Here is a 22,654-nt window from a genome sequence, read left to right as displayed (position 1 = left end):
GTGCGGGCGCAAGCACACACGCTGGAGGGCGTCGCCGCCGCGCTCGTCGTGGTGGTCGCCGTCGCGTTCACGCTGCAGGCGACCGCCGTCACGCCGCTGACCGCGAGCACCGCCAGCCAGCACATCGAGACCCAGCACGAGCGCGCCGCCTCCGGCCTGCTCGCCGTCGAACGCGAGAACGGCAACATCTCGCGGACGCTCCGGTACTGGAACGCCTCGTCGGCGTCGTTCCGGAACGCCACGGCCGACGGCTACTACGTCGGCGTCCCCCCGAACGCTTCGTTCCTGCGCGCCGTCGAGGAGACGTTCGGCGACCGGTCGGTCGCGTACAACGTCAACGCGTACTACGTCGACGAGGACGGCGACCGCCGCCTCCGCCGCGTCGTCTACCACGGCCAGCCGAGCTCGGAAGCCGTGTCCGCGACGCGCCTGGTCACCCTCTACGACGACCAGCACGTCACCGTCCGCGACGGGAGCGAGTTCGTCCGCGCGGAGTCCGAGCCGACCCTGGAGGACGCGTCGTACTTCCCACCGGACGCGCCCGGCCACGGGTACGCCGTCGTTGAAGTGGAGGTGGTCGTGTGGCGGATGTAGGCGGCGGCCGTCGCGGAACGACCGTCGACGACCGGAACGGCGGTTTCGACGGCGACGAACGCGATTGCGGCCGTGGCGTCGACCACCGCGAACGCGACCGAGCCGACGCCGACCGGCGCCGCTGGCGGAGCGATCGCGCCCGTCGCGGCGTCTCGACGACGCTCGGGTACGTCCTGAACCTCGGGGTCGCCGCCGTGCTCGTCACGACGCTCGTGTTCGCGGCCGGCACGCTCGTCGAGGACCAGCGCGACCGCGCCGTGGACACCGAGCTCCGCGTCGTCAGCGAGCGGGTCGCCGCGGACCTCGCGGCCGCCGACCGCCTCGCGCGCGCCAGCGACGGCGGCACGGTCATGTACGCCGTCGAGGCGCCGGCGAGCGTCTCCGGCACGACCTACGACGTGCGCGTGAACGAGTCGGGCGACGACGAGCTCGTGTTCGTCGCCGACCGCAGCGACGTCGCCGTCTCGGTCGCCTACCACGCGGAGACGCCGGTGAACGCGTCCACGCGCTCCGGCGGCGACCTCGTCGTCGTCTACGACGCCGACACGGACACCCTGGAGGTCGAGGATGCGTAGCGCGTCCACGGACCGGCTCGCGGACGGCCGCGGCGCCAGCGAGACGCTCGGGTTCGTGCTCGTCTTCGGCCTGGTCGTCTCCACCGTCGCCGTCACCTACGCCGGCGGCTTCGACGCGCTCACCGGCGCCCGGGACGCCCAGCAGTTCGAGAACACCGAGCGCGCGTTCGACGTCCTCGACTCGAACGTCGACGACCTCGCCGTCCGCGGCGCGCCGAGCCGCACCACCGAGATACAGCTCTCGGACGGCGCCATCGAGTTCGGCGACCCCGTGACGTTCAACGTCTCCGCGGGCGGCGGCGACGACTACGAGACGACGGTGCGGCCGGTCGTCTACCGCGCCGACGACGGCGACCGCATCGTGTACGCGAACGGCGCGCTCTTCCGGCAGTACGGCGACCGCGCGGTCATGTTCGACGAGCCGCGGTTCGCCGTCGGCGACCGCTCGCTCGTCCCCTACGTGATCACGCGCGCCGGCAGCGACGGCGTCTCGACGGACGACTCGCGGCGGCTGCTCGTCCGCACCACCGCCACCGACCGCGAGGTCCGCACGTTCCCGGACGGCGCGGCGAATCTCACCGTCGAGTCGCCGCGTGCCGCAGCCTGGGAGCGCTACTTCGAGGACGACCTCGGCGTCGCCTGCGACGGCCCCGAGGACGGCCGCGTCGGCGAAGTCGAGTGTTCGCTCCCGAACGAGGTCTACGTGCAGGCGGTCGTCGTCAGGGTCGACCTCGGGTAGCACGCCGAGCACTCGGCGGCACTCAGGTCAGCGACACGTTCACGGAGTTCTCCGTGACGTGCAGGAACGTCACCACGCGACCCCCCGACGACGAGTACTCGAGGGACCCCGTCGACGCGTCGAGGTCGGTGCTCCCCGAGTTGCCCGGCGGGTCGTTTTTCCCCTTCGACTCCACCTCGAGGTCGACGTCCGGGCCCATCTCCGCGAGGAAGTGGTTCACGAGGTGGCCGGTCGAGTTGTTCCCCACGGGCGGGCTCCCGCCCTGGTACGTGAGGTTCGTCGGCCCGGTCAGGTCCAAGTGCAGCGTCGGCGTGTTGCCGTCGCAACTGTACGAGAACGTGGATCCGTCCTCGGAGAACGCCGAGGCGTTCCGCCACGTGTGCGTCGTCCCGTCGTTCTCGTACTCCAGGGTGACCTCGGGCTGGTTGTCGTTGCAGACGTTCGCTCCCTGGAGTCCGACCTCGAAGCGCTCGGAGCCGCCGTCGTCGGCCACCAGCGACCAGTGGAGGTCGCTGAACTTCGAGTTCTTGTTCGGCTCCAGTGTGAACGACAGCTCTTCGATTGGGTCGTCGCCGGAGAGGCCGCGAAGCTCCAGGGGCGTCTCCGTCAGCGTGAACGCCCCGCCGGAGCCGCGCGCGACCAGTTCCAGGTCGACGCGCTGCTCGTCGGGGTGGACGGTGACGTTGCCGGTCGTGCGGTCCCGGAAGTACGACGCCCAGCCGCGGTAGTACTCGCTGTGCACGGAGACGGTCACCGTGCCGTCGTCCAGCGGGTTCGTCCGGGTCGCCGACGGGAACACCGGCGTCCCGAGCGTCCCCGGCCGCACGCGCGCGGACGGCCCGCCGGCGGCGACGTCCTCGCCGCCGCGGACGAGAATCACGGGCAGCGTCAGCGTCGCGTCCTGGTAGTTGAACTCCGGGGGCGACACCATCGCGGACCCGGCGCCGTCCGAGCGCCACACGCCCCCGCCCTGGTAGGCCACCGTCGAGTCCCCGAGCTCGTAGGTCACCGCGCCGAGGGACTCGTTGACGTACTCCGTCGACGAGCTGTTCGTCGTCTTCGCCACGACGATGCGCCCCGAGTCGGGCCGCACGCGGTAGGTCCCGCCCGCCGAGCGCGCCAGCGACACCGACTGGCCGTCCGACCGGCCGAGCGCCACCAGCGCCGACCGCGCGTCGAAGAGGCTCAGCGACTGCTCCGCGCGGTCGACCGCCGACTCGTCCTGGGCGGCGTCCAGCGCGCTCCCGCCGACCGCGACCACGACGCCCACCCCGGCGACGGTGATGGCGAGCAACAGCACCACCCCGATGGTCTCGGTCTGGGCGCGCTGGTTCATGCCCCCTCGGTTGGACGCTAACACGCAAGTATCTGGCGGAGAACTGTCGGCAAGAAACAACGAACGGGGCGGGCGCGTGACGGGAGTCTCGCGAGCGAAGTGAGCGAGACGTCGTCACGACCGCGAGCGAGCGCAGAGAGAGAACGGGCGCGGCGGGGTTCGAACCCGCGGTCTAGAGGTTAGGAACCTCTCGCCGTGTCCGCTTGGCCACACGCCCTCCACTCGGTGTGAGGGCGCGGCGCAGAAAAAACGGTTGCGTTAGTTGTCGGACTTCGTGTCCGTGTCCGTGTCGACGTCGGAACTGGCCTCGAGGGTGTCGTCGTCGCTGGTGTCGGTGGTCGGGTCGGCTTCCTCGCGCATCTCCTCGAGTTCGGTCTCGACCTCCTCGCGGCCCTTCTGGAACTCGCCGATGGCCTGCCCGCTCGACCGCGCGAGCTTCGGGATCTTGTTCGCGCCGAACAGGAGGACGGCGATGAGCAGGATGACGGCCCACTCCATGCCGCCCGGCAGCCCGCCGACGAACAGTGGGGTACTGGTGAACATCGCTACCTGTTCGTAGCAATGTCTCGATTATAGGCTTTATGCTCCTTTCAGGGCCGCAGAAATCGGTCGTCGCCGACCTGAGCCGTCGACGCGGGGGATTCCCGAGTTCGGTCCGCGTACCGCAGCGGGGACGCGGTGCGACGGCTCCCGCCGGTCGGCCCCGACACACGGCTTTTCACGTCGGACCGCGAACGCGAACGCATGAGCGACACGACGCAGACGAACTCAAGCCGCAAGTACGACCCCGACGAGCCCCACTCGTTCCCCGACGAGCGACTCAACCGCGTGCTGGAGTACGTCACCGACGACCCCGAGATCACGACGTACCTCGACGCGCAGAACGTCAACCCGGTCAAGCGGAAGGGGTACAACGACCACGGCAGCAAGCACATCGAGATCGTCCGGAACCGCGCGCTCTCGCTGTACGAACTCCTGAAACGCGGCGGCGTCGAGTTCGACGGCGCCGCCGACCAGGGCCTCGAAGAGGCCGACGAGGCCGTCATCGTCGCGCTCGCGGCGACGCTGCACGACATCGGGCACGTCGTCCACCGGGACAGCCACGCGTACTACTCGATCCCGCTCGCCGCGGACGTCCTCGACCGCGTCCTCCCCGAGTTCTACGACACCGCCGAGGCCGTCCGCGTGAAGGGGGAGGTGTTGCACGCGATTCTCTGCCACCACACGGAGGAGGACCCGCTCACGACGGAGGCCGGCGTCATCCGCGTCGCCGACGGCCTCGACATGGAGCGCGGCCGCTCCCGGCTGCCCTACGAGCGCGGCGGCCGCGGCATCAACACCATCTCGAGCCAGGCCATCGAGTCAGTCACGCTCATGGAGGGCGACGACGACGTGCCCGTGCTCGTCGAGATCGAGATGCGGAACGCCGCCGGCGTCTACCAGGTTGACAACCTCCTGAAGGACAAGCTCCGGCGCTCGGGCATCGAGGACGACGTCCGCATCGTCGCGCTGAACAGCGCCGGCGACAGCGACCAGCTCGTCGAGCGCATCGAGCTCTAGCCGTCGACGCTCGCGTGGCGGCCGCGCACCCAGACGTACGCGAGCGCGGCCGTCGGTGGCCCGGCGAGCACGCCGAGCAGGCCGAGCACCGGCACCTGCAGGAGCACCGGGCCGACGAGCGCGAACGCGACCACCGAGATGGGTGCGAGCAGCGCGTACGACCACGCCAGTTCGACGCCCGTGCCGCGACGAGCGAGCGCGCGGCTGTCCAGTTCGAACAGCGCGCCGAGCGTGACCGTCATCGCGGCGCCGACCGCCAGCAGCGCGCTGTCGGGTGGGGCGTCCGCGAACGCGCCCACGCCGAAGGTCAGCGCGGGCGCGGCGCCCCAGAGCGCGCCGACCAGCAAGACGAGCCGTCGGTACCCGACGTCGCGGAGGGACTCGTGGGCGGACTCCGTCGCCATACCGGCCCGTCGACAGGCGGCCGCGTAAAGCTTCCGCGACAGCGCGCCGCTTCAGTCCACGTGCGGCCACTCGAAGCCGTCCGCGCGCGTCGGCGTCCGCGACCCGTCACCGCTGTCCTCGAGTGTCGCCGCGTCGGCGTCGGCGTCCACCTCGAACGCCGCCACCCGCTCGCGGAGCGCCGCGGCGCGGTCCGACAGCGACTGCGCGCTCTCCGTCACCTCGGAGAGCGTCGCCGCCTGCTCCTCGGCGGCCGCCGCCGCGTTCTCCGCCTCGTCGGCGGTCTCCTCGCCGAGCGCCACCACGTCGTCGACGGCGCCCGCGACGTCCGCCACCGACGACGCCTGCTCGTCCATCGCGTGGCTGATCTCCTGGACGCCCGCGTCCGCGGACTCGACGGCGTCGACGACCGCCTCCAGCGCCTCCCGGGTCCGCTCGACCGTCTCGACGCCGTCGCCGACGCGGTCCTGGATGGCCGCCATCGCCGCGACGCTCTCGTCGGTCTGCTCGCGGACGTCCGCCACGCGCGCCTCGATGTCGCCAGCGGACGCCTTCGTCTCCTCGGCGAGCGCCTTCACCTCCTCGGCGACCACCGCGAACCCGTCGCCGTCGCCGCCGGCGCGCGCCGCCTCGATGCTCGCGTTCAGCGCGAGGATGTGCGTCTGCTCGGCGATGTCGGTGATGACGTCGACGACGTCCTCGATGGCCGCCATCTCCGCCTCCAGGTCCTCGACGGCCGCCGCCGTCGCCTCCGTCTCCGCCTCGATGTCCTCGAGCTCCGCGACGGCGTCGGCCGCAGCCTCGCGGCCGTCCGCGCCCAGCCCGGCCGCGTCCCGGGACGTCTCGGCGACGTCGTCGGCGGACGCCGCGACCTCCTCGATGGTCGCTGACATGTCGTCGGTCTCCGCGCCGACGACCTCCAGCTCGTCGCGCTGTTCGGCGGTCTGCTGGCTGATCGCGTCCACGGACGTCGACACCTCGCGGCCGGCCGTCTCGACGGCCGACGCGCGCGCCGACACGTCGTCGCTGGCGTCCGCGACCTCGTCCGCGAACGCGATCACGCCGGCGACCGTCTGCTCGAGTTCGTCCGCCATCTCGTTGAACGACGCCGCGACGTCGGCCATCGCGTCGTGGCCCGCGTCCTCGTCGAGGCGAACGGTCAGGTCGCCGTCCGCGAACGCCGACAGCGACGCGGAGAACGACGACGCCGTCGCCTCGAGTCGCCTGGCGCGGCGCTCGGACGCCTCGCGCGCCTCGTCAGCGCGCTCGCGGGCGGCCTCGGCGTCCGCCTGTGCGGCCTCGGCTTCGGAGGTCGCGCGCTCGGCCGCCTCGATGCGTTCGACGAGCGCGTCCCGCATCGCGGCGAACGAGTCGAAGAGGTCGCCGATCTCGTCCCGCCGGTCGACGTCCAGGTTCGTGTCGTACTCGCCGCGCTCGAGGGCCTCGGCCTTCCGCCCGAGCACGTTCAGCGCCGTGAGCGTGCCGCGGCCGAGCGTCAGCCCGATGAACGCCAGGCCGGCCAGCGCGACGCCGACCATCACGAGGACGCGCTCGGTCACCGTCGACCGGAGCGCGTACGCCTCGCCGGTCGGCACGTGCAGCGCGACCGCCCAGTCGGTCCCCTCGACCGGCGCGTACGCGACGACGTGCTCCGCCGAGAGGTCCTTCGCGGACTCGCCCGCCGACAGGAACCCGCTCGCGTCGCCGGCGGCGGCCGCGACGACGGTCGCGTTCTCGTCGTCGGCGTACGACTGCATCGTCGCGGCGCCGTCACCGTCGGCGACGACGCGACCGGAGCTGTCGACCAGCTGCGTGAAGCTGCCGTCCGTGGGCTGCCGGAAGCCGTCGGTGAGCGCGCCCGTGTTCGTCGTCAGCACGACCGCCGACCGGGCGCCGTAGTCGCTCTCGATGCGCGCGACGAACGCCACCCGCGTCTCCCCGTCTTTCACGTACGGCTCGGAGACGAACACGCCGTCGTCGCCGTAGGAGACGTCCTGGCTCGCCCACGGCGTCGCGTCGTCGCTGAACCGCTGGCGGTCCATGTCGTCGTCCGTGCTCGCGATGACCGCCTGACGCTGGAACTGCACGTAGTGGAGGTCGTTCACGTCCGCCGGCATCGCCGCGACTTCGTCGTCGAGGAACCCGCCGATCTCCGTGTAGTTCCCGCCGACGAGCACGTCGTACTGCGCGAGCATCCGCACGGTGTTCGTCCGCTCGGCGCGCCACTCCGCCACGGAGGCCCCGCTCAGGTCGGCCGCGGTCGTGAACTCCGAGCGGGACTGCGCCTCCAGTTGGTCGGATGTCTGCGCGTAGGTCGCCGCGCCGACCGCGCCGATGCACAGCACGACGACGAGCAGCGCGGCGCCGAACTTCGCGAGGTAGCTCCGCCGCACCACCCCGGGCGTCAGTCGCCGCGCCGCCCACTCCACCCTCGAACGAATCGACATTCGCTCTTGTCAGCCACGACCACCTACATAAAACTACGCACCCGAGATTCACGCGTGAAAACGCCCGGTTCGCGGTCAGTCCCGCAGCCACTCGGGCGCCGCGATCGACTGCGGCGAGTTCTCGTGTAGCTGTTTCAGGCAGCGCGTGATGAACTGCACGACGTCCCGTCCGGCCTCCGGTTCCAGCGTGATGACGGTCCCGGACGGCCCCGGCTGCACGAAGTGGAAGAGGATTGCCTCGTCGTAGAAGTGGACGGTGCAGTGGTCGGTCCCCAGGTCGAAGGGCTCGACCGCTGCCGCCTTCCGGTTCTGGTCGCGGTAGTACGCGAACAGCTCCGCCAGTTCCGCGTCGCCGTAGCGGTCTTCGAGGTCGTCGCGGAGGTACAGCACCTCGTGGTCCGTCGGCGAGTAGTAGACCGCGCCGCGCAGGTACTCCCCCGCCTCCCCCTGCAGGAACGCCACCAGTTCGTCCGCGCCGGTCGTCACCATGCGTCCCCTCTCCCCTGGGGCGATATCACTGTTCGTACCTCGGTAGACGTTGCACGCAGTGGGCCGAACAGCGACACCTCGACGACGACACTCCTCGGCCGGACACCGCCCGAGAGAGCCCGACCGGAACGCACCGCCCGAGAGAGCCCGACCGGAACGCACCGCCCGAGAGTGCACCGACCGGGAGTCTCGCGAGCGGAGCGAGCGAGACGTCGGTCGGCTGCGCGATGCTGTCGCTCACGGTCGTGAGCGACGCAGAGTGCACCGACCGGGATTTGAACCGATGTGAGACGTTCCTGCTCGCTTCGCTGCGCGGGCTGGGACTCACAGGGTTCAGAACCCCGTGATTTTCGTCGCTCACGTTCGTTCGCGACAGAAAATGCACCGACCGGGATTTGAACCCGGGCCATGAGCTTGGAAGGCTCAGGTCCTAGCCACTAGACCATCGGTGCTCGTTTCGCTCGCACCGGGGCGCGCGAATCCGTCGGATCCGCTCGCCATCGGTGCTCACACCCACTTCCGTCCGGTCCTTTATGGACGTTTCCCTTCCGGGCGGTGCGACCGCCACGCCGGCCGGCCTCGCCGGGGTTACGCGCCGACTACCAAACTGGTCGTGCGCTGACCGTCGGGGTGATGACAGGCAGCGACTGGGACCCGACGGCGCCCGTGACGACGGCCACGCGACCGGGAGCGGAGGCGTTGCGGGCGGTCGTCGTCGGCGTCGGCACGGTCGGCCTCCACCACGCGCTCGCGTTCGCGGCCGCGGGCGTCGACGTCGTCGGCTTCGACGTCGACGAGTCGGTCGTGGCGGCGTACCGCCGGGGCGTCGACGCGACCGGGACCGTCGGTGACGCCGCGGTCGCGGACAGCGACTGCTCGTTCACGACCGACGCCGCCTGCATCGAGGCGGCGGACGTCGTCTTCGTCTCCGTGCCGACGCGCCACGACGAGCACGCGTCCGGGGACGTGCCGGTCGTCCGGGCGGCCGCGGAGACGGTCGGCGAGCGGCTCTCGCCGGAGACGACGGTCGTTCTCGAGTCGACCGTCCCGCCCGGCGCCACGACGGACGTCCTCGCGCCGACGCTGGAAGCGACCGCCGACCTGGCGGCCGGCGACGCGTTCGCCGTCGCGCACTCCCCCGTCCGCCTCTCCCCCGGTGGTCCGCGCGGCGAGTGGCGGACCCGGACGAAGCTCGTGGGGGCGCCGCGTCGCTCGGTCGCTCGCGACGTGGCGACGCTGTACGAGGACGTCTACGACGACGTCTGCGTGGTGGACGACCCGGCGACGGCGGCGGCGGCGAAGTGCGTCGAGAACGTCCACCGGGACGTGAACGTGGCGCTCGTCAACGAGCTCGCGAGCGCACTCGACGCGCTCGACCTGGACGCAGCCGCCGTCCTTGACGCCGCGGCGACGAAGTGGAACGTCCCCCGGCTCGAACCCGGACTCGTCGGCGGGACGTGCCTCCCCGAGGACCCGCTGCTGTTCGCCGACCGCGTGGCAGCGGCCGGCGGTTCGACGCCGCTCGTGCGGACGGCGCGAGCCGTCAACGACGCCGTCCCGGCGGTCGTCGCTTCGGCGACGGCCGACGCCCTCGCCGCGGCACGCGAGCCGGACGCGGCCGGCGTGTGCGCCGACGGCGCCGGCGACGACACTGACGCGGACGCAGCGGACGCGTCCCGGAACGAGAGCGCCGAGGGTGACGCTGTCCCCGGGGACCCGACGGTACTGCTCCTCGGCCTCGCGTACAAGCCCGACGTCGCGGACCTCGCAGGCACGCGGAGCGACGACGTCGCGGCGCACCTCGGGACGCTCGGCGTCGACGTCGTCGGACACGACCCGCTCGTCGACGCCGAGCGGGCAGCCAGCGCGCTTCCGTTCGACGTCCGCGCGGACCGGCCCTTCGAGGGCGTGGACGGCGTCGTCGTGCTCGTCGCCCACGCGGCGTTCGCGGACCTGACCCTCGACGACGTGGCCGCCGCCTGCCCGTCGCGGCCGGTCGTGGTCGACGTCCCCAGGCTGTTCGACCGCGAGCGCGCCGCGAGCGCCGACGTCCAGTACCGGTGTCCGTGATGTACCGCGGTCGAACTGTCGCGGTCGTGGTGCCGGCCCACGACGAGGCCGCGTTCGTCGGGGACGTGGTCGAGGCGGTCCCCGGGTTCGTGGACCGCGTCTACGTCGTCGACGACGCGTCTGGCGACGACACGGCGGCCGCCGCGCTCGCCGCAGCGGACGAGTCACCGTCCGCCCGCCAGGTCGACTGCGTGGATTCTGAGACCGGAAGCGTGGACACGGAGGCCGGGAGCGTGGACACGGAGGCCGGGAGCGTGGACACGGAGGCCGGGAGCGTGGACACGGAGGCCGGGAGCGTGGACACGGAGGCCGGGAGCGTGGACGCCGAGCGCGCGCTCGCGGTCCGCGTCGCCGAGTCGACGCCCAGCGGACGCGTGGTCGTGCTCCGGCACGACGAGAACCGGGGTGCCGGCGGCGCGGTCACGACCGGCTACCTGGCGGCACTCGCCGACGGCGTGGACCTCGTCGCCACCGTGGACGGGGACGGCCAGATGGACCCCTCGCGCCTCGACCGCTTCCTCGACCCGCTGGTCGACGGGGAGGCGGACTACGCGACGGGCACGCGGCTGCGGCGCCGCGAGGACCGCGCCGGGATGCCCGCGATCCGGCTGTTCGGGAACGTGGCCCTGACGCTGCTGTGTCGCGTCGCGTCCGGGTACTGGTCGCTGACCGACCCAGTGAACGGCTACACGGCCGTCACGCGCGAGGCGCTCGAAGCGGTCCGGCCGCGCTCGATGTACGAGGGGTACGGCTACGGCGTCCAGGTGCTGGCGCGCCTGCACGCCGCCGGTCGCCGCGCGGTCGACGTTCCCAGGCGGAGCAGGTACGGCGACGAGGACAGCGGCATCGACTACGGGGAGTACGCGGTCCGCGTCTCGTGGCTGCTCGCCGCGACGTGCCTGCGTCGGCTCCGCCGGGAACACCTCTCCGAGTGGGCCCCGCCGACCCCGGCGCCCACGCTGGTGCGGAGGTGGCGCGAGTGAGCGTCCTCTTCGACGTCACGCACCCGGCGCTCGTCCACCTGTTCGCCGGCCCGGCCGAGACGCTCGCCGACCGCGGACACGACGTCGCCATCGCCGCCCGCGAGAAGGACGTGACGACGACGCTCCTCGACGCCGCCGGCCTCCCCTACGTCGTGGCGTCGCGCGCCGGCAGTGGACCGCTGTCGCGGGTCGCCGAACTCCCCGCTCGCGGGCTCGGACTGGTCCGTCTCGCCCGCCGCCTCCGCCCCGACGTCGTCGTCAGCCAGGTGGACCCGGCTGCGGTGCACGCGGCGAACCTGGCCGGCGCCAGCGCGGTCGTCTTCGACGACAGCGAGCACGAACGCCTCGCCGCCGCGCTCACGCACCGGTTCGCGGACGTCGTCTGCACGCCCGCGAGCTTCCGTCGGGCCGTGCCGAACCAGCGCCGCTACGACGGCTTCCACGAGCTCGCGTACCTCCACCCCGAGCGGTTCACGCCGGACCCCGGCGTCCTCCGCGAGCACGGCGTCGACCCCGACGAGCGGTACGCTGTCGTCCGGTTCGCCGCCTGGGACGCCCACCACGACGTCGGTCGGCGGGGCTTCTCGCCGGCCGGCAAGCGACGCCTGCTCGCGGCGCTCTCCGAGGTCGCGACCGTCTACGTCACGAGCGAGCGCGACGCCGACGGCGCGCTCGCGGGGCTGGCCGCCGACCCGCTCCCGGTGCCGGTCGACGCCGTCCACGACCTGCTCGCGTTCGCGGACTGCTACGCCGGCGACTCCCAGACGATGGCGACCGAGGCCGCCGTCCTCGGGACGCCAGCGGTCCGCGCGAGCGCGTTCGCGGGCGACGGCGACATGAGCAACTTCCGCGAACTGGAGGACGAGTACGGGCTGCTGGCGTCGTTCGCCGACGAGGACGCGGCCGTCGACCGCGCCGTCGCGTACGCGCGGTCGCCGCCGCACGAGGCGATGGCGCGCCGCCGGGAGCGCCTGCTCGCGGACAAGGTCGACGTCGCCGCGTTCGTCGTCGACGTCGTGGAGGGGGCAGCGTGAACGTCTGGTCGGTCGTCGGCGTCCGCCCCGAGTTCGTGATGGCGACGCCGGTCTGCCGGGCGCTCGACGCGCGCGGCCACGAGCCGACGCTCGTCCACACCGGCCAGCACTACGACGACGCGCTCTCGACGGTGTTCTTCGAGGAGCTGTCGCTGCCCGAGCCGACCCACCACCTCGGCGTCGGACCGGGCCCGCGCGGCGAGCAGGTCGCGCGCGCCGTCGACCGCCTCGTCCCGGTTCTCGACGCCGCCGCCCCGGACGCCGTGCTCGTGTACGGCGACACGACGTCGACGCTTGCCGGCGCCGTCGCCGCCGTCGCCGCGGACGCGCCGCTCGTCCACGTCGAGGCGGGCCTCCGGAGCGGCGACTGGCGGATGGCCGAGGAGCGCACTCGCGTCGTCGTCGACCACCTCGCCGACCGCCGCCTGGCGCCGACGACGGACGCGGTGGACGCGCTCGCCGCCGAGGGCGTGACCGACGGCGTCCACCTGACCGGGGACGTCCGCGCCGACGCCGTGCGGATGGCTCGCTCGGTCGACCCGCCGTCTCTCCCCGACACGCCCGACGAGTACGTGCTCGCGACCGTCCACCGCGCCGAGACCACCGACGACGCGGCGACCCTCGGGGCCGTGCTGGCCGGCCTCGCCGACGCCCGCCGCCCGGTCGTCCTCCCGCTCCACCCGCGGACGGAGGACAGGCTGCGGACGCACGGCCGCTACGACTGGGCGGCCGACCGGCTCGACCTCGTCGCGCCGACCGGCTACGCGGCGTTCCTCGCCCTGCTCGCGGACGCGTCGGCGGTCGCGACCGACTCGGGGGGCGTACAGCGGGAGGCGTCCTACCTCGGCACGCCGTGCGTGACGCTGCGCGGGACGACCGAGTGGACCGGGACGGTCCGCCGCGGCCACAACGTCCTCGTGGGGACGGCCCGCGACGCCGTCGCGGCCGCCGTGGACGCCGCCGTCGAGGAACCCACGCGGCAGGCCGACCCGCCGGTCGGCGCCGCCGCGGCGGTCGTCGACGCGCTGGAGGCGCGAGCGACGACCGACCGGCTCGCGGACTCCGCGACGGGGTGACGGCGGCGGTGCGCGTCCTCGACCTCGTCCCCAGCGAGACCTCGACCGCGTACCGGGGCCAGGTGCGCGCGCTCCGCCGCCGCGGCGTCGACTGCGCGACGCTGGCCGTCCCCGGGAGTCACGTCCCCGGCGAGCGCTCGCGGTCGCTGCGGCACTACCTCCTGCACCTCGGGCGCGCGCTCCGCGCCGCCCGCCGCGACTTCGACGTCGTGCACGCCAACCAGGGCGTCGTCGCACCGACGGCGCTCGCGGCGCCCGGTCTCCCGACAGTCGTCTCCCTGTGGGGGACCGACCTCTACGGGCCGCTCGGCCCCGTCAGCCGGGCGTGTGCGCGCGCCGCCTCGGCGGTCGTGGTGATGTCCGAGCCGATGGCCGAGGACCTCGCGGTCGACTGCGAGGTGGTCCCGCACGGCGTCGACACCGACCTGTTCCGCCCGACCGACAGGCCGACGGCCCGGGACGTCGTCGGCTGGCGCGACGACCGCCTGCACGTCGTCCACCCCTACGACCCCCAGCGCACCGTCAAGAACTTCCCGCGGGCCCGCCGCGTCACCGCGGCCGCCGCGGACCGCCTCGGCGACGACGTCGTGCTCCACGCGGTCACGGGCGTCCCCCACGAGTCGATGCCGGCGTACCTGAACGCGGCGGACGCGCTCGTGCTCACGTCCGAGCACGAGGGGTCGCCGAACGCCGTCAAGGAGGCGCTGGCGTGCAACCTGCCGGTCGTGGCGACGCCGGTCGGCGACGTCCCCGACCGTCTCGACGGCGTCCGGCCGTCCGCCGTCGCGTCGACGGACGCCGCGCTCGCCGACGCGCTCGCCGACGTGCTCGCCGAGCGCGAGCGCTCGAACGGCCGCGAGCGCGTCGCGCGCCTCGACCGCGACCGGACCGCGCGCCGACTGGAAGCCGTCTACCGGGAGGTCGTCGCCGATGCGTAGGCTCCGCGCGTACGCTCACGCCGCCCGGTCGCTCGCGGCCGACGCGACGGGCGGCGACGCTCCCGTCGACTCGCTGCCGTCCGGCGCGCTCCGGGACGCCCTGGACGGGTTCGACGCCGACGTCGCCGTCGTCTACGCCGGCCTCTCGGACGTCGCGGCCGCGTTCGCCGGCGACCCCTACGGGCGCCTCCGCGACGCCCTCCGCGAGTCGTTCGACGCCGTGCTCACGCCCGGGTTCACGTTCTCGTTCCGCGACACCGGTTACGTCGACCTCGACCGCGCCCCGCCCGAGGTCGGCGCGTTCGGCCGGCGGTTCCTCGCGGACGCCGACTTCCGGACCGACGACCCCGTGTTCTCGCTGCTCGGCGCCGGGTCGTTCACCTTCGACACCGAGGGCACCGACTGCAGTTACGCGCCCGGCGGCTACTGGGCGGAACTCCACGACCGCGACGTCCTCTACCTCAACGTCGGCACCGGGCGGTTCCGCTGCTCGGCGTTCCACGTCGCCGAACTCCGCCACGGCGTCCCGTACGTCTCCGTCGCCGAGCACGTCGGCGTCGTCAGACGCGACGGCGTCGAACGGCCGGTCGTCCACCGTGCGCCCGCCGACGACCACTACCGCCGGTTCGCCCGCCGGAAGGTCTGTGCGGCGCTCGGCGACGCGTTCGTCGACCGGTCCCTCGGCGGCCTCCGGGTCCAGGGGTGTCGCGCGAGCGCCGTCGACGAACTCCTCGACGACCGACTCCGCGACGACCCCTACTTCCTCGTCACCTGACGCGGCTCGCCGGCGCCGGACTCGTCTGCGGGTTACGCCCCGGACGCCGGGCGGACGACTGCGTAGCAGTTCCCGCTCGAGACGAACGCGTCCTCGACGGCGAGCGCGCTCGCCTCGAGGTCCGCGCGGAACTCCGGGGGGTGGTAGATGTGGTAGAACCGCGGCACCGTCTCCCCGCCGGGGAGCGTCCAGTCGACGGCCGTGTCGAAGCCCTCGCGTTCGGGCTCGCTGTCGGCGGCCGCTCGCCCGTCCGGAGCGCGTGACGCCTCGTCCTCGAACCGGTCGTGCTCGGTGCTCCACGCGCTCACGAGCGCGGCGCCACCGGGCGCGAGCACTCTCGCGAGCTCGTCGAAGCTCGCGACCCTGTCGGCGCGCGAGCCGAGGTGGTGGACGGTCGCGACGTACACCGCGAGGTCGGCGACGCCGTCGCGCAGCGGCAGGCGGGCGGCGTCGCCGGCGACGAGGTCGGCGTCGAACCCGCGCTCGGCGGCGCGGTCGCCCGCCTCCCCGAGCAGTCCCGTGCTGGCGTCGACGCCGAGCGCGCGGTCGGCGCGCGCCGCGAGCAGCTCCGTGTGGCGGCCGTTCCCGCAGCCGACGTCCACCGCGAGCGAGGCGGTACGCCCCTCGAGGAACGCCTCGACCTCCGGCCACGCGTACTCGCGAGTCTTGGCGAAGTGCGCGGCGATGTAGTCGTACGTGCGGTGGACGCCGTCGCCGTCGCGGTGGTCGCCCGGCATGGTCAGCCGATGAGGAGGAACGTGGCGTACGCGACCGCGAGCATCACGGTCGCGTGCTTCGCGCCGGCCTTCACCGTGCCCTCGCCCATCTGGCCGGCGACGAGCCCCGAGCAGACCGCCTGCACGAGGCTCGTGTGGAAGAACAGGAGGCTGTACGAGTCCTTCTGGGCCTGCGTGAGCTGGGACGCCCGCTCGAACGGCCCCGTCGAGACGGGGTCCGCGCCGGGCCCCGAGGCGACGGCGCCGGCGTCGACCGTCGGGATGTTCGGGACGAAGATGACGTCCAGCGCGACGACGATGGCGAGGAACACGAAGAACGCGATGTAGATGACCACGAGGTACGTCAGGAGCTCGCTGCGGCGGTCCCGCTCCAGGCGCCGCGTCGCCTTCGCCTCGTTCGCCGCGATCCGCAGTACGGGCCCGAGGTCCCCGCTGGCCCGCATCGCGTTCGTCGTCAGCGTCACCACCCGGGAGATGGCGGGCGTCCGGGCGCGCTCCCGGAACCGCCCGAGCGCGTGCTCGACGCGGGCGCCCCACCGGACGTCCGTCCACGTGCGGTCCAGTTCCGTGCCGAGCGCGCCGAGGTCGCCGCCGACGACGCGCCCGAAGCTCTCCACGACCGACATCCCCGCCTCGTTCGTGGACGCGAACCGGTCGAGGAAGTCCGGGACGTTCGCCTCCACGGCCTTCACGCGGCGGCGGTGGGCCTCGTACGCGACGGCGAACGTCCCGAGCACGAACAGCGCCGCGTGCACCAGCGGCCCGTCGTACGCCGCGAGGTCGGTGACGCCCGCCGCGGCGAGCGGCCAGCACTGCGCCACCAGGTAGAGCGCGGCCAGCGGCCCTGTCGCGTAGACGACGACGGTCGGCGTCTGCAACACCGCCTCCAGTGGGTTCCGGAGGCGGTACAGCACCGGCCGGAGGCGCCGGTAGGTCGCGAACCGCTCCCGGTTCAGTTGCGTGGCTGCGGTCCCCGCGACCCCGCCGCCGTCCGCGCGCGCCGCGCCGTCGGGGCGCGGAATCGACTGGAACCGCGTCCGCGACGCCGCCGCCTGCCCCTCGTCGACCGCCGTCCCGCCGGTCGCGGACTCCGAGATGGAGTCGAGGTAGACGACGAACCCGGCGGTCGCCAGCGGGACCAGGAGGTACGCGGTGACCCGCAGGAACCTCCGGGTGTCCGACAGCGTCAGGCCGACGACCACGAGGATGGTGATGAGGAACAGCGGCCCGGCGACCAGCAGCGTCACGTACGCCTCCGCCAGCGTCGCCAGCAGCTCGAGGAACTGCTCCTGTTTCGCCTCCGCCTCCTCGGCGTAGTAGTCGTACTCGCGCCGCAGGAACCCCGGGAGGTCGCGGCCGCTCCGCATGACGCTCGCGAGGTTCTCCGCGAACTCCGAGAGGTCCTCGCTCGGCGTGCGCTGGCCGAGCCGCTGGAGCGCTCGCAGGACGTCGGCGCCGTAGAGGTCGACGTCCTTCACCGCGACGGCCATCTCGCGCGCGCTCTCCCCGTAGACCGCCCGGTTTCGCGCGAGGATCCGCAGCACCTCGGGGAGCGCCATGCCGCTCCGGGAGAGCGCGTACAGGAACGCGACCGTCCGCTCCATCGACGCGTCGATGCGGCGGGACCGCTCGCCCGCCGCGTACTCCGGCAGCGACCACCGGAGCCGGTGGGTGCCGAACGACGCGAGCACGCCGAGGGTCGCGCCGGACGCCAGGAACAGCGCGAACAGCTCGAGGACGGCGAAGTCCGCCGGCCCGCTCGCGAACGCGCCGCGGACGAACGCCGGGAACTGCGACTGGAGGTCCGCCGGCGCGTTCCCGAGGAACACGAGCACGCCGGCGACGAGGTAGACGCCGAGGACGCTCCCCGCGAGCGCCGCGACGGACGCGAACAGGTACGTCCGGGCGGCGTACACGCGGTAGGTCTGTGCGACGTGCGCGCCGCGCAGCGACGCCACCTGCTCGGGGTTGACGTCGCGGCGCCGCCGTGCGAACTCGCCGAACGCGGCGACCGACGCGCGCGTCAGCACGCGGTCGAGGCCCGGGACGAGCGGCGCCGCCGCGAGCGCGACGAGCCCCGCGAACACGGCGACCAGCGGCAGCAAGAGGAGCGCGGCCGCCATCCTACTCGCCGACGCCCGGGGCGTCCACCACCACGTCCTCGTCGAGGGCCGCCGTGACGCGGTCGACGACGCGCTCCGGGTCCGCGTAGTACTCGTTGACGACCGCCGTGAACCGCCGGTAGTCGCTCACGTCCCGTTCCGCGAGGTAGCGGAGCACGCGCTTGCGGTTCCTGAGCTCGCGGAGGAGCTCGCTGCGCGACCAGCCGCGCTCCTCGCGGATCTCCTCGAGCACGAGGGAGTCACGCTGGGCGAAGCTGTCGTCGCCGGGCTCCCACTCGAACGCCGTGGAGTAGTCGAGGTCGCCGGTGCGCTGGTCGACGCCCTCGATCTCGGCGATGACGCGGTTCCGGCGGACGCGCTGGTCGCCGACGTGCGTGAGCGTCTGCACGCAGAGGACGTCGAGGCTCTGGATCATCGCCCGCGGCACGTTGATGGGGTCGTTCTCCAGGCGGTTGATGACCGTCTGCACGCTGTCGGCGTGCATCGTCGAGTACGTCGTGTGGCCGGTGTTCATCGCCTGGAACAGGGTCATCGCCTCCTCGCCGCGCACCTCGCCGACGACGATGTACTCGGGGCGGTGCCGGAGCGCCGAGCGCAGCAGGTCGTACATCGTGATGCCCTCGCCGTCGCCGATGGCCTCCCTGGTGACCGAGGACAGCCAGTTGTCGTGGAACAGCGTGAGCTCCCGGGTGTCCTCGATGGTCAGCACCTTCGACCGCGGCGGGATGAACATGGAGATGGCGTTCATCGACGTGGTCTTCCCGGAGGCGGTGCCGCCCGCGAACAGCAGGCTCTTGTTGGACTCGATGGCGAGCCAGAGGTACGCCATCTGGTCGAGGTCGAACGTGTTGTACTCCACGAGGGTCGCGGGCGTGAACGGGTCCTCGCTGTACTTCCGGATGGTGAACGCCGACCCCCTCGGCGTCACCTCCTCGCCGAGCGCGAGCTCCGCGCGGGAGCCGTCCGGCAGCGTCGTCTCCGCGACGGGGTTCCCGATGGAGATGTGGCGGCCGGACTGCTGGGCGAGCCGCACGACGAAGCCGTCGAGTTCCTCCTGCTCGAAGCTGAGGTTGGTCTCGACGTCCGTGTACTGGTCGTGGTAGACGAACAGCGGCACGCCGTAGCCGTCACAGGAGATGTCCTCGATGTGGGGGTCGGACATCAGGGGGTCGAGCTTCTCGAACCCCTCGAAGGCGCGGTGGAGGTAGTAGAACAGCCGGTAGAACGCGTTGGCGTCGACCTCGAGGCCGTACTCCTCGAGGAGCGCGCGCATCTGGTCTTTGAGCACGCGTTCGGGGTCCTCGGGGTCGTACTCCGCGTCGTAGATGAGCGCGTCCCGGATGTCGTCGTACAGCGTCTCCAGCAGCTCCCGTTCGAACTCGTCGAGGGCGGGTTCGACGACGTGGTAGCGGTGTTCGTCGTTCTCGGCGTCGAACCCGACGTAGACGAACGCGTACGGCGCGTTCACCCAGTACCGGTCGACCTCCTCGTAGCCGTCCAGGCCGTCGAAGGAGACCAGCGGCCCGTGCTCGTCGGGCCGGTACTCCGGGACGTCGACGTCCGACCCGCGGAGGACCTCCGCGACGCGGCGCGCCCGCTCGCGGACGTCGTCGAGGCGCCGGTCGAGGTCCGCGAGGAAGTCGTTCCCCATCGATGCTACCTCCACCTTCTCCCGCGTGAACTTAAAACTGGCCGCGGACCGCCAGCGGACGCCGGGCTGGCCAGAAACCGCCCGCGGTCAGGCGCAGGCTCGCACGTAGCCCGCCCGTGGCAGGCGCACACTCGTACGCAGACCACGTCGCTGGAGCGCGGCAGGGCGTCAGACGACGCGGTTCACGAGGTCGTCGCCGGCGTCGAGGCGCTGGGCGTTCTCGCGGACGAGCGCCGCCATCCGTCGGGGGTAGTCGCGGTTCGCCGCGGCGGCGTGCGGCGTCACGATCACTTCGTCCATGCCCCACAGCACCGAGTCCTCGGGCAGCGGCTCCGCCTCGAAGACGTCGAGTGCGGCGCCAGCGAGGCCACCGGACTCGAGCGCGTCGACGAGCGCGTCCTGGTCGACGACGCCGCCGCGCGCGACGTTCACGAGGTAGGCGTCGTCGCGCATCGCCGCCAGCTCGCGTTCGCCGACGAGCCCCTCGGTCTCCGCGGTGAGCGGGACGGCGAGCGCGACGAACTTCGCGTCCGCGACGGCCTCGCGGAGGTCGCGGGCCGGGTGCACCTCGTCGACGTGGTCGACCGGCGTCGGCGTGCGCTTGACGCCCGTGACGTCCATCCCGAGGGCGTCCGCTCGCGCGGCGATGCCGCGGCCGAGCGTCCCCAGGCCGACGACGCACAGCGACGCCCCGTCGAGCGTGAACGGGTCGTCGTGGTCGGGCCACGCCCACTCGCGGTCGCCCTGCTGGTCGCGGTACCGGTGGAGGCGGCGCGCGAACGACAGCATGTAGCCGGCGACCGTCTCGCCGACGCTGTCCCCGTGCGTGCCCGTCGAGTTCGTGAGCGCGACGCCCTCCGCCTCGAGGGCGTCCAGCGGGAACCGGTCGACGCCAGCCTGGACGGAGTGGATCCACTCGAGGCCGGCCGACCGGAACGCCTCGTCTTACGCGAACGTCACGAGCGCGTCGACCGTTCCGACGCCGTCCGTGTCGACGACGCAGACATCGGCGTCGACGCCGGCGAGTTCGGACTGCAGTGCCGTCGGCGGGAACACCGCGTCGACGGAGTCGTGGATCCCGATGCGCGAGACCATACTGGTCGGGCGTTCGCAGCGAGGGGTCTACAGTGTGTCGCTCGAACCGCGTCAGGACGTCACGAGGTACGTCGCCGCGAACAGCAGGATGGCGAGGGTCGCGACGTTCACGAGCGTGAACTCGACCAGCTCGAGGAACGACAGCCCCCACGTGACGACCACCGCGAACAGGGTGGACAGCACGGCGTTGAGCGCGAACAGGAACTTCGGGTCGCCGTGCGTCCCGCTGGCGCCCGCGTCGAAGCCGCCGCCGTCGTCGTCGGTCATGTCCTACACACTGGCGGACCGCGACTTATCTCTTGCCGGGACGGTCGCGTCCGCCGCCACGAGACGGGACGTGGCCCGAGTGCGACGCGAACTTTAAGGGGCGTGGCGTGCGACACTCTAACATGGGCATCCTCGGCACGGTGTCGTCCGCGCTCTCGGCCAGCGCCGACAGCACGGCCGACGCGGCGGGCTCGGACTCGAAGGGCGCGTACTGGTGTGACGACTGCGGCGTCCGCGTCAGGGACGTCGCCGTCGACGACGAGGGACTGGACCGCGGCGGCGACGGGACGCCGCTGTGCCCGGACTGCGGCGACGCCATGCGGTTCGAGCGGAACCACGCCGACGGCTGCGCGTGCTGACCGGGACGGAGACGGGGACGGAGACGGAGACGGGGACGGGGATGGGGAGGGGTGCGGTCGCGCTGCCGGCTACGGCTCGCGGAGGACGACGACCTCGCCCACGTCCGCCGGGAACGGAGCGGCGGTCAGCGAGTCGTCTCCCCACTCGTCGTCCGTGACGAGTGCGTCGTCGAGCCGACCCCGGAGCGCGGTCTCGTCGACGCCCGTGCCGATGACGACCAGTTCCGTGCGCCGGTCGCCGTGCTCGTCGTCCCAGTCGAGGTCCGGGCGGTTCGAGCGGTAGAGGTCCCGCTCGACGGACGGCAGCGACGCGATCCACGGCCCCTGCGCGGTGGCCCGCACCGACTCTCCGGCCTGCCCGACCGTCTGCTTCAGGTCGGTGCCGGCCACCCAGAGCGTCCCCTTCGACCGCACGACCGACGCCGGCAGGTCGCGGAGGACCGCGGCGAGTCGTCCGGGATGGAACGGCCGTCGGCGGCGGTACGTGAACGACGTGACGCCGTACACCTCGTCGGGGTGACGGTGGCCGTGTTGGTCGTCTCCGTCGTGTTCGTGGTGATCGTCTCCGTCGTGTTCGTGGTGATCGTCTCCGTCGTGTTCGTGGTGACCGTCTCCGTCGTGTTCGTGGTCGCCATCCGCTTCGGCTCCGTGGTGGTCGTCGTCCCCACGTACGTCGGCGAGCGCGCGCTTCCAGCCGGGGAGGTCGGCGACCGCGCCCGGGTCGAAGCGCTCGACGTCGAGCAGCCACTCCGGGTCGACCCGGGAGAACTCCGTGCGCGCGGTCTCGGCGTCCGGCTGGAGCGCGCCCACGAGGTCCTCGGCGGTCGCCAGCTCCTCGTCCGTGCAGAGGTCCGCCTTGTTCAGGAGGACGACGTTCGACACCTCCACCTGCTCGACGAGCAGGTCCGACAGCGGTCGCTCGTCCTCCCCGGCGGCGCGGCGCTCCGGCGTCCCACCGCCGCCGAACGTGTCCACGAACAGGCGCGCGTCCACGACCGTCACGAGGCCGTTGACGCGGTAGCGGGCGGCCGCCCGCGAGTCCGTCGTGAACAGGCGCGCGACCGGCGCCGGCTCCGAGATGCCGGACGACTCCACGATCAGGTGGTCGAACTCGCGGTCCGACGCGAGCCCCACCACGGCCGTCTCGAGGTCGTCCTGGAGCTCACAGCAGATGCAGCCGTTGGACAGCTCGGCGACGCCGCCGTCGACGTCGAGGTCCGAGCCCGCCGCGACGAGCTCGGCGTCGACGTTCACGTCCCCCATGTCGTTGACGAGGACGGCGAGGTCGCGGTCCCCGGCGCTCGCGAGGAGGTGGTTCAGCAGGGTCGTCTTCCCCGCGCCGAGGCTCCCCGAGAGGACCGTGACCGGAATCCGTTCGCCCATGTGTCCGCGTCGGCGCCGACG

22 protein-coding genes, 2 tRNA genes and 1 pseudogene are annotated in these 22,654 nt (G+C 72.8%); 11 read left to right on the top strand and 14 right to left on the bottom strand.

The window, feature by feature from the left end; translation table 11 throughout:
* The 3 genes from U5911_RS09685 to U5911_RS09675 are packed head-to-tail and all read left to right on the top strand — an operon-like array spanning position 1 to position 1,908.
* Positions 1–594 (top strand): DUF7288 family protein, encoded by a 594-nt coding sequence (locus U5911_RS09685; RefSeq protein WP_336036832.1) that lies wholly within the window; start codon positions 1–3, stop codon positions 592–594.
* Positions 582–1,169, top strand: coding sequence for a DUF7266 family protein (locus U5911_RS09680; protein ID WP_336036831.1), 588 nt, complete (start codon positions 582–584; stop codon positions 1,167–1,169). Before U5911_RS09685 ends, U5911_RS09680 begins: the two co-directional genes overlap by 13 nt.
* On the top strand, positions 1,162–1,908 hold the full coding sequence (locus U5911_RS09675; protein ID WP_336036830.1) for a DUF7289 family protein: 747 nt from the start codon (positions 1,162–1,164) through the stop codon (positions 1,906–1,908). Before U5911_RS09680 ends, U5911_RS09675 begins: the two co-directional genes overlap by 8 nt.
* A gap of 22 nt (positions 1,909–1,930) precedes the next feature.
* On the opposite strand, the gene U5911_RS09670 is transcribed toward U5911_RS09675, so the two are convergent.
* The 3 genes from U5911_RS09670 to U5911_RS09660 form a co-directional block, all read right to left on the bottom strand.
* A complete protein-coding gene (locus U5911_RS09670) occupies positions 1,931–3,244 on the bottom strand; it encodes a DUF7289 family protein (RefSeq protein ID WP_336036829.1) in 1,314 nt (437 codons plus the stop codon).
* A gap of 144 nt (positions 3,245–3,388) precedes the next feature.
* A tRNA-Arg gene (locus U5911_RS09665) sits at positions 3,389–3,461 on the bottom strand.
* A gap of 41 nt (positions 3,462–3,502) precedes the next feature.
* Entirely contained in the window at positions 3,503–3,787 is a 285-nt protein-coding gene (locus tag U5911_RS09660; protein WP_336036828.1) for a twin-arginine translocase TatA/TatE family subunit, read from the bottom strand.
* Positions 3,788–3,988: 201 nt separating this feature from the next.
* Here U5911_RS09660 and U5911_RS09655 point away from each other — a divergent pair, with 201 nt between their 5' ends.
* Positions 3,989–4,804 (top strand): HD domain-containing protein, encoded by an 816-nt coding sequence (locus tag U5911_RS09655; protein WP_336036827.1) that lies wholly within the window; start codon positions 3,989–3,991, stop codon positions 4,802–4,804.
* On the opposite strand, the gene U5911_RS09650 is transcribed toward U5911_RS09655, so the two are convergent.
* From U5911_RS09650 to U5911_RS09635, 4 genes are all read right to left on the bottom strand, one after another.
* Positions 4,801–5,208 carry a hypothetical protein gene (locus U5911_RS09650; RefSeq protein WP_336036826.1) on the bottom strand — a complete coding sequence of 136 codons (408 nt, stop codon included), beginning with the start codon at positions 5,206–5,208 and terminating at the stop codon, positions 4,801–4,803. The two genes, U5911_RS09655 and U5911_RS09650, sit on opposite strands and share 4 nt — an antisense overlap.
* Before the next feature lie 51 nt (positions 5,209–5,259).
* A complete protein-coding gene (locus U5911_RS09645; protein WP_336036825.1) occupies positions 5,260–7,653 on the bottom strand; it encodes a methyl-accepting chemotaxis protein in 2,394 nt (797 codons plus the stop codon).
* Positions 7,654–7,728: 75 nt separating this feature from the next.
* Positions 7,729–8,142 (bottom strand): DUF7522 family protein, encoded by a 414-nt coding sequence (locus U5911_RS09640; RefSeq protein ID WP_336036824.1) that lies wholly within the window; start codon positions 8,140–8,142, stop codon positions 7,729–7,731.
* Positions 8,143–8,522: 380 nt separating this feature from the next.
* Positions 8,523–8,594 (bottom strand) — tRNA-Gly (locus U5911_RS09635).
* A gap of 181 nt (positions 8,595–8,775) precedes the next feature.
* Between U5911_RS09635 and U5911_RS09630 the strand changes: the two genes are divergently transcribed.
* Genes U5911_RS09630 through U5911_RS09605 form a run of 6 tightly spaced genes read left to right on the top strand, consistent with a single transcriptional unit; the run spans position 8,776 to position 15,018 of the window.
* A complete protein-coding gene (locus U5911_RS09630; RefSeq protein ID WP_336036823.1) occupies positions 8,776–10,212 on the top strand; it encodes a nucleotide sugar dehydrogenase in 1,437 nt (478 codons plus the stop codon).
* A complete protein-coding gene (locus U5911_RS09625) occupies positions 10,212–11,195 on the top strand; it encodes a glycosyltransferase family 2 protein (RefSeq protein WP_336036822.1) in 984 nt (327 codons plus the stop codon). The genes U5911_RS09630 and U5911_RS09625 overlap by 1 nt, the downstream gene beginning before the upstream one ends.
* Positions 11,192–12,229 (top strand): hypothetical protein, encoded by a 1,038-nt coding sequence (locus U5911_RS09620; RefSeq protein ID WP_336036821.1) that lies wholly within the window; start codon positions 11,192–11,194, stop codon positions 12,227–12,229. Before U5911_RS09625 ends, U5911_RS09620 begins: the two co-directional genes overlap by 4 nt.
* Positions 12,226–13,305, top strand: a complete 1,080-nt coding sequence (gene wecB, locus U5911_RS09615) for a non-hydrolyzing UDP-N-acetylglucosamine 2-epimerase (protein WP_336036820.1) — start codon at positions 12,226–12,228, stop codon at positions 13,303–13,305. Before U5911_RS09620 ends, wecB begins: the two co-directional genes overlap by 4 nt.
* The gene (locus U5911_RS09610) at positions 13,302–14,243 is read left to right on the top strand and encodes a glycosyltransferase (protein WP_336036819.1); all 942 of its coding nucleotides are present in this window, start codon (positions 13,302–13,304) and stop codon (positions 14,241–14,243) included. Before wecB ends, U5911_RS09610 begins: the two co-directional genes overlap by 4 nt.
* Positions 14,236–15,018, top strand: coding sequence for an AAC(3) family N-acetyltransferase (locus U5911_RS09605; RefSeq protein ID WP_336036818.1), 783 nt, complete (start codon positions 14,236–14,238; stop codon positions 15,016–15,018). The genes U5911_RS09610 and U5911_RS09605 overlap by 8 nt, the downstream gene beginning before the upstream one ends.
* 32 nt (positions 15,019–15,050) lie before the next feature.
* Here the strand turns inward: U5911_RS09605 and U5911_RS09600 are convergent, their stop codons facing one another.
* From U5911_RS09600 to U5911_RS09575, 6 genes and pseudogenes are all read right to left on the bottom strand, one after another.
* Positions 15,051–15,755, bottom strand: coding sequence for a class I SAM-dependent methyltransferase (locus tag U5911_RS09600; RefSeq protein ID WP_336036817.1), 705 nt, complete (start codon positions 15,753–15,755; stop codon positions 15,051–15,053).
* Positions 15,756–15,757: 2 nt separating this feature from the next.
* Positions 15,758–17,878 (bottom strand): type II secretion system F family protein, encoded by a 2,121-nt coding sequence (locus U5911_RS09595; RefSeq protein ID WP_336036816.1) that lies wholly within the window; start codon positions 17,876–17,878, stop codon positions 15,758–15,760.
* Between the two features lies 1 nt (position 17,879).
* Positions 17,880–19,529: a type II/IV secretion system ATPase subunit gene (locus U5911_RS09590; protein WP_336036815.1), complete on the bottom strand. Its 1,650-nt coding sequence runs from the start codon at positions 19,527–19,529 to the stop codon at positions 17,880–17,882.
* Positions 19,530–19,697: 168 nt separating this feature from the next.
* Positions 19,698–20,456, bottom strand: a pseudogene (gene ddh / locus U5911_RS09585) (D-2-hydroxyacid dehydrogenase); the annotation flags it as partial.
* A gap of 18 nt (positions 20,457–20,474) precedes the next feature.
* Positions 20,475–20,624, bottom strand: coding sequence for a hypothetical protein (locus tag U5911_RS09580; RefSeq protein WP_336036814.1), 150 nt, complete (start codon positions 20,622–20,624; stop codon positions 20,475–20,477).
* Positions 20,625–20,675: 51 nt separating this feature from the next.
* The gene (locus U5911_RS09575) at positions 20,676–20,891 is read right to left on the bottom strand and encodes a DUF8107 family protein (RefSeq protein ID WP_336036813.1); all 216 of its coding nucleotides are present in this window, start codon (positions 20,889–20,891) and stop codon (positions 20,676–20,678) included.
* A 122-nt stretch (positions 20,892–21,013) separates the two neighbouring features.
* On the opposite strand from U5911_RS09575, the gene U5911_RS09570 reads away from it, so the two are divergent.
* Positions 21,014–21,250, top strand: coding sequence for a hypothetical protein (locus U5911_RS09570; RefSeq protein WP_336036812.1), 237 nt, complete (start codon positions 21,014–21,016; stop codon positions 21,248–21,250).
* Between the two features lie 69 nt (positions 21,251–21,319).
* On the opposite strand, the gene U5911_RS09565 is transcribed toward U5911_RS09570, so the two are convergent.
* A complete protein-coding gene (locus U5911_RS09565; protein WP_336036811.1) occupies positions 21,320–22,633 on the bottom strand; it encodes a CobW family GTP-binding protein in 1,314 nt (437 codons plus the stop codon).
* Positions 22,634–22,654: the final 21 nt, after the last annotated feature.

The sequence above is a fragment of the Halobacterium yunchengense genome, assembly GCF_037031165.1.
GTDB lineage: Archaea > Halobacteriota > Halobacteria > Halobacteriales > Halobacteriaceae > Halobacterium > Halobacterium yunchengense.
This window is presented reverse-complemented; position numbering and strand designations above follow the sequence as displayed.

Coding starts and splice junctions, on each gene's coding strand:
- U5911_RS09570 (WP_336036812.1), top strand. CDS start 21,014: ATGGGCATCCTCGGCACGGTGTCGTCCGCGCTCTCGGCCAGCGCCGAC.
- U5911_RS09670 (WP_336036829.1), bottom strand. CDS start 3,244: ATGAACCAGCGCGCCCAGACCGAGACCATCGGGGTGGTGCTGTTGCTC.
- U5911_RS09605 (WP_336036818.1), top strand. CDS start 14,236: ATGCGTAGGCTCCGCGCGTACGCTCACGCCGCCCGGTCGCTCGCGGCC.
- U5911_RS09600 (WP_336036817.1), bottom strand. CDS start 15,755: ATGCCGGGCGACCACCGCGACGGCGACGGCGTCCACCGCACGTACGAC.
- U5911_RS09580 (WP_336036814.1), bottom strand. CDS start 20,624: ATGGTCTCGCGCATCGGGATCCACGACTCCGTCGACGCGGTGTTCCCG.
- U5911_RS09565 (WP_336036811.1), bottom strand. CDS start 22,633: ATGGGCGAACGGATTCCGGTCACGGTCCTCTCGGGGAGCCTCGGCGCG.
- U5911_RS09645 (WP_336036825.1), bottom strand. CDS start 7,653: ATGTCGATTCGTTCGAGGGTGGAGTGGGCGGCGCGGCGACTGACGCCC.
- U5911_RS09590 (WP_336036815.1), bottom strand. CDS start 19,529: ATGGGGAACGACTTCCTCGCGGACCTCGACCGGCGCCTCGACGACGTC.
- U5911_RS09640 (WP_336036824.1), bottom strand. CDS start 8,142: ATGGTGACGACCGGCGCGGACGAACTGGTGGCGTTCCTGCAGGGGGAG.
- U5911_RS09625 (WP_336036822.1), top strand. CDS start 10,212: ATGTACCGCGGTCGAACTGTCGCGGTCGTGGTGCCGGCCCACGACGAG.
- U5911_RS09575 (WP_336036813.1), bottom strand. CDS start 20,891: ATGACCGACGACGACGGCGGCGGCTTCGACGCGGGCGCCAGCGGGACG.
- U5911_RS09660 (WP_336036828.1), bottom strand. CDS start 3,787: ATGTTCACCAGTACCCCACTGTTCGTCGGCGGGCTGCCGGGCGGCATG.
- U5911_RS09655 (WP_336036827.1), top strand. CDS start 3,989: ATGAGCGACACGACGCAGACGAACTCAAGCCGCAAGTACGACCCCGAC.
- U5911_RS09630 (WP_336036823.1), top strand. CDS start 8,776: ATGACAGGCAGCGACTGGGACCCGACGGCGCCCGTGACGACGGCCACG.
- U5911_RS09595 (WP_336036816.1), bottom strand. CDS start 17,878: ATGGCGGCCGCGCTCCTCTTGCTGCCGCTGGTCGCCGTGTTCGCGGGG.
- U5911_RS09675 (WP_336036830.1), top strand. CDS start 1,162: ATGCGTAGCGCGTCCACGGACCGGCTCGCGGACGGCCGCGGCGCCAGC.
- U5911_RS09650 (WP_336036826.1), bottom strand. CDS start 5,208: ATGGCGACGGAGTCCGCCCACGAGTCCCTCCGCGACGTCGGGTACCGA.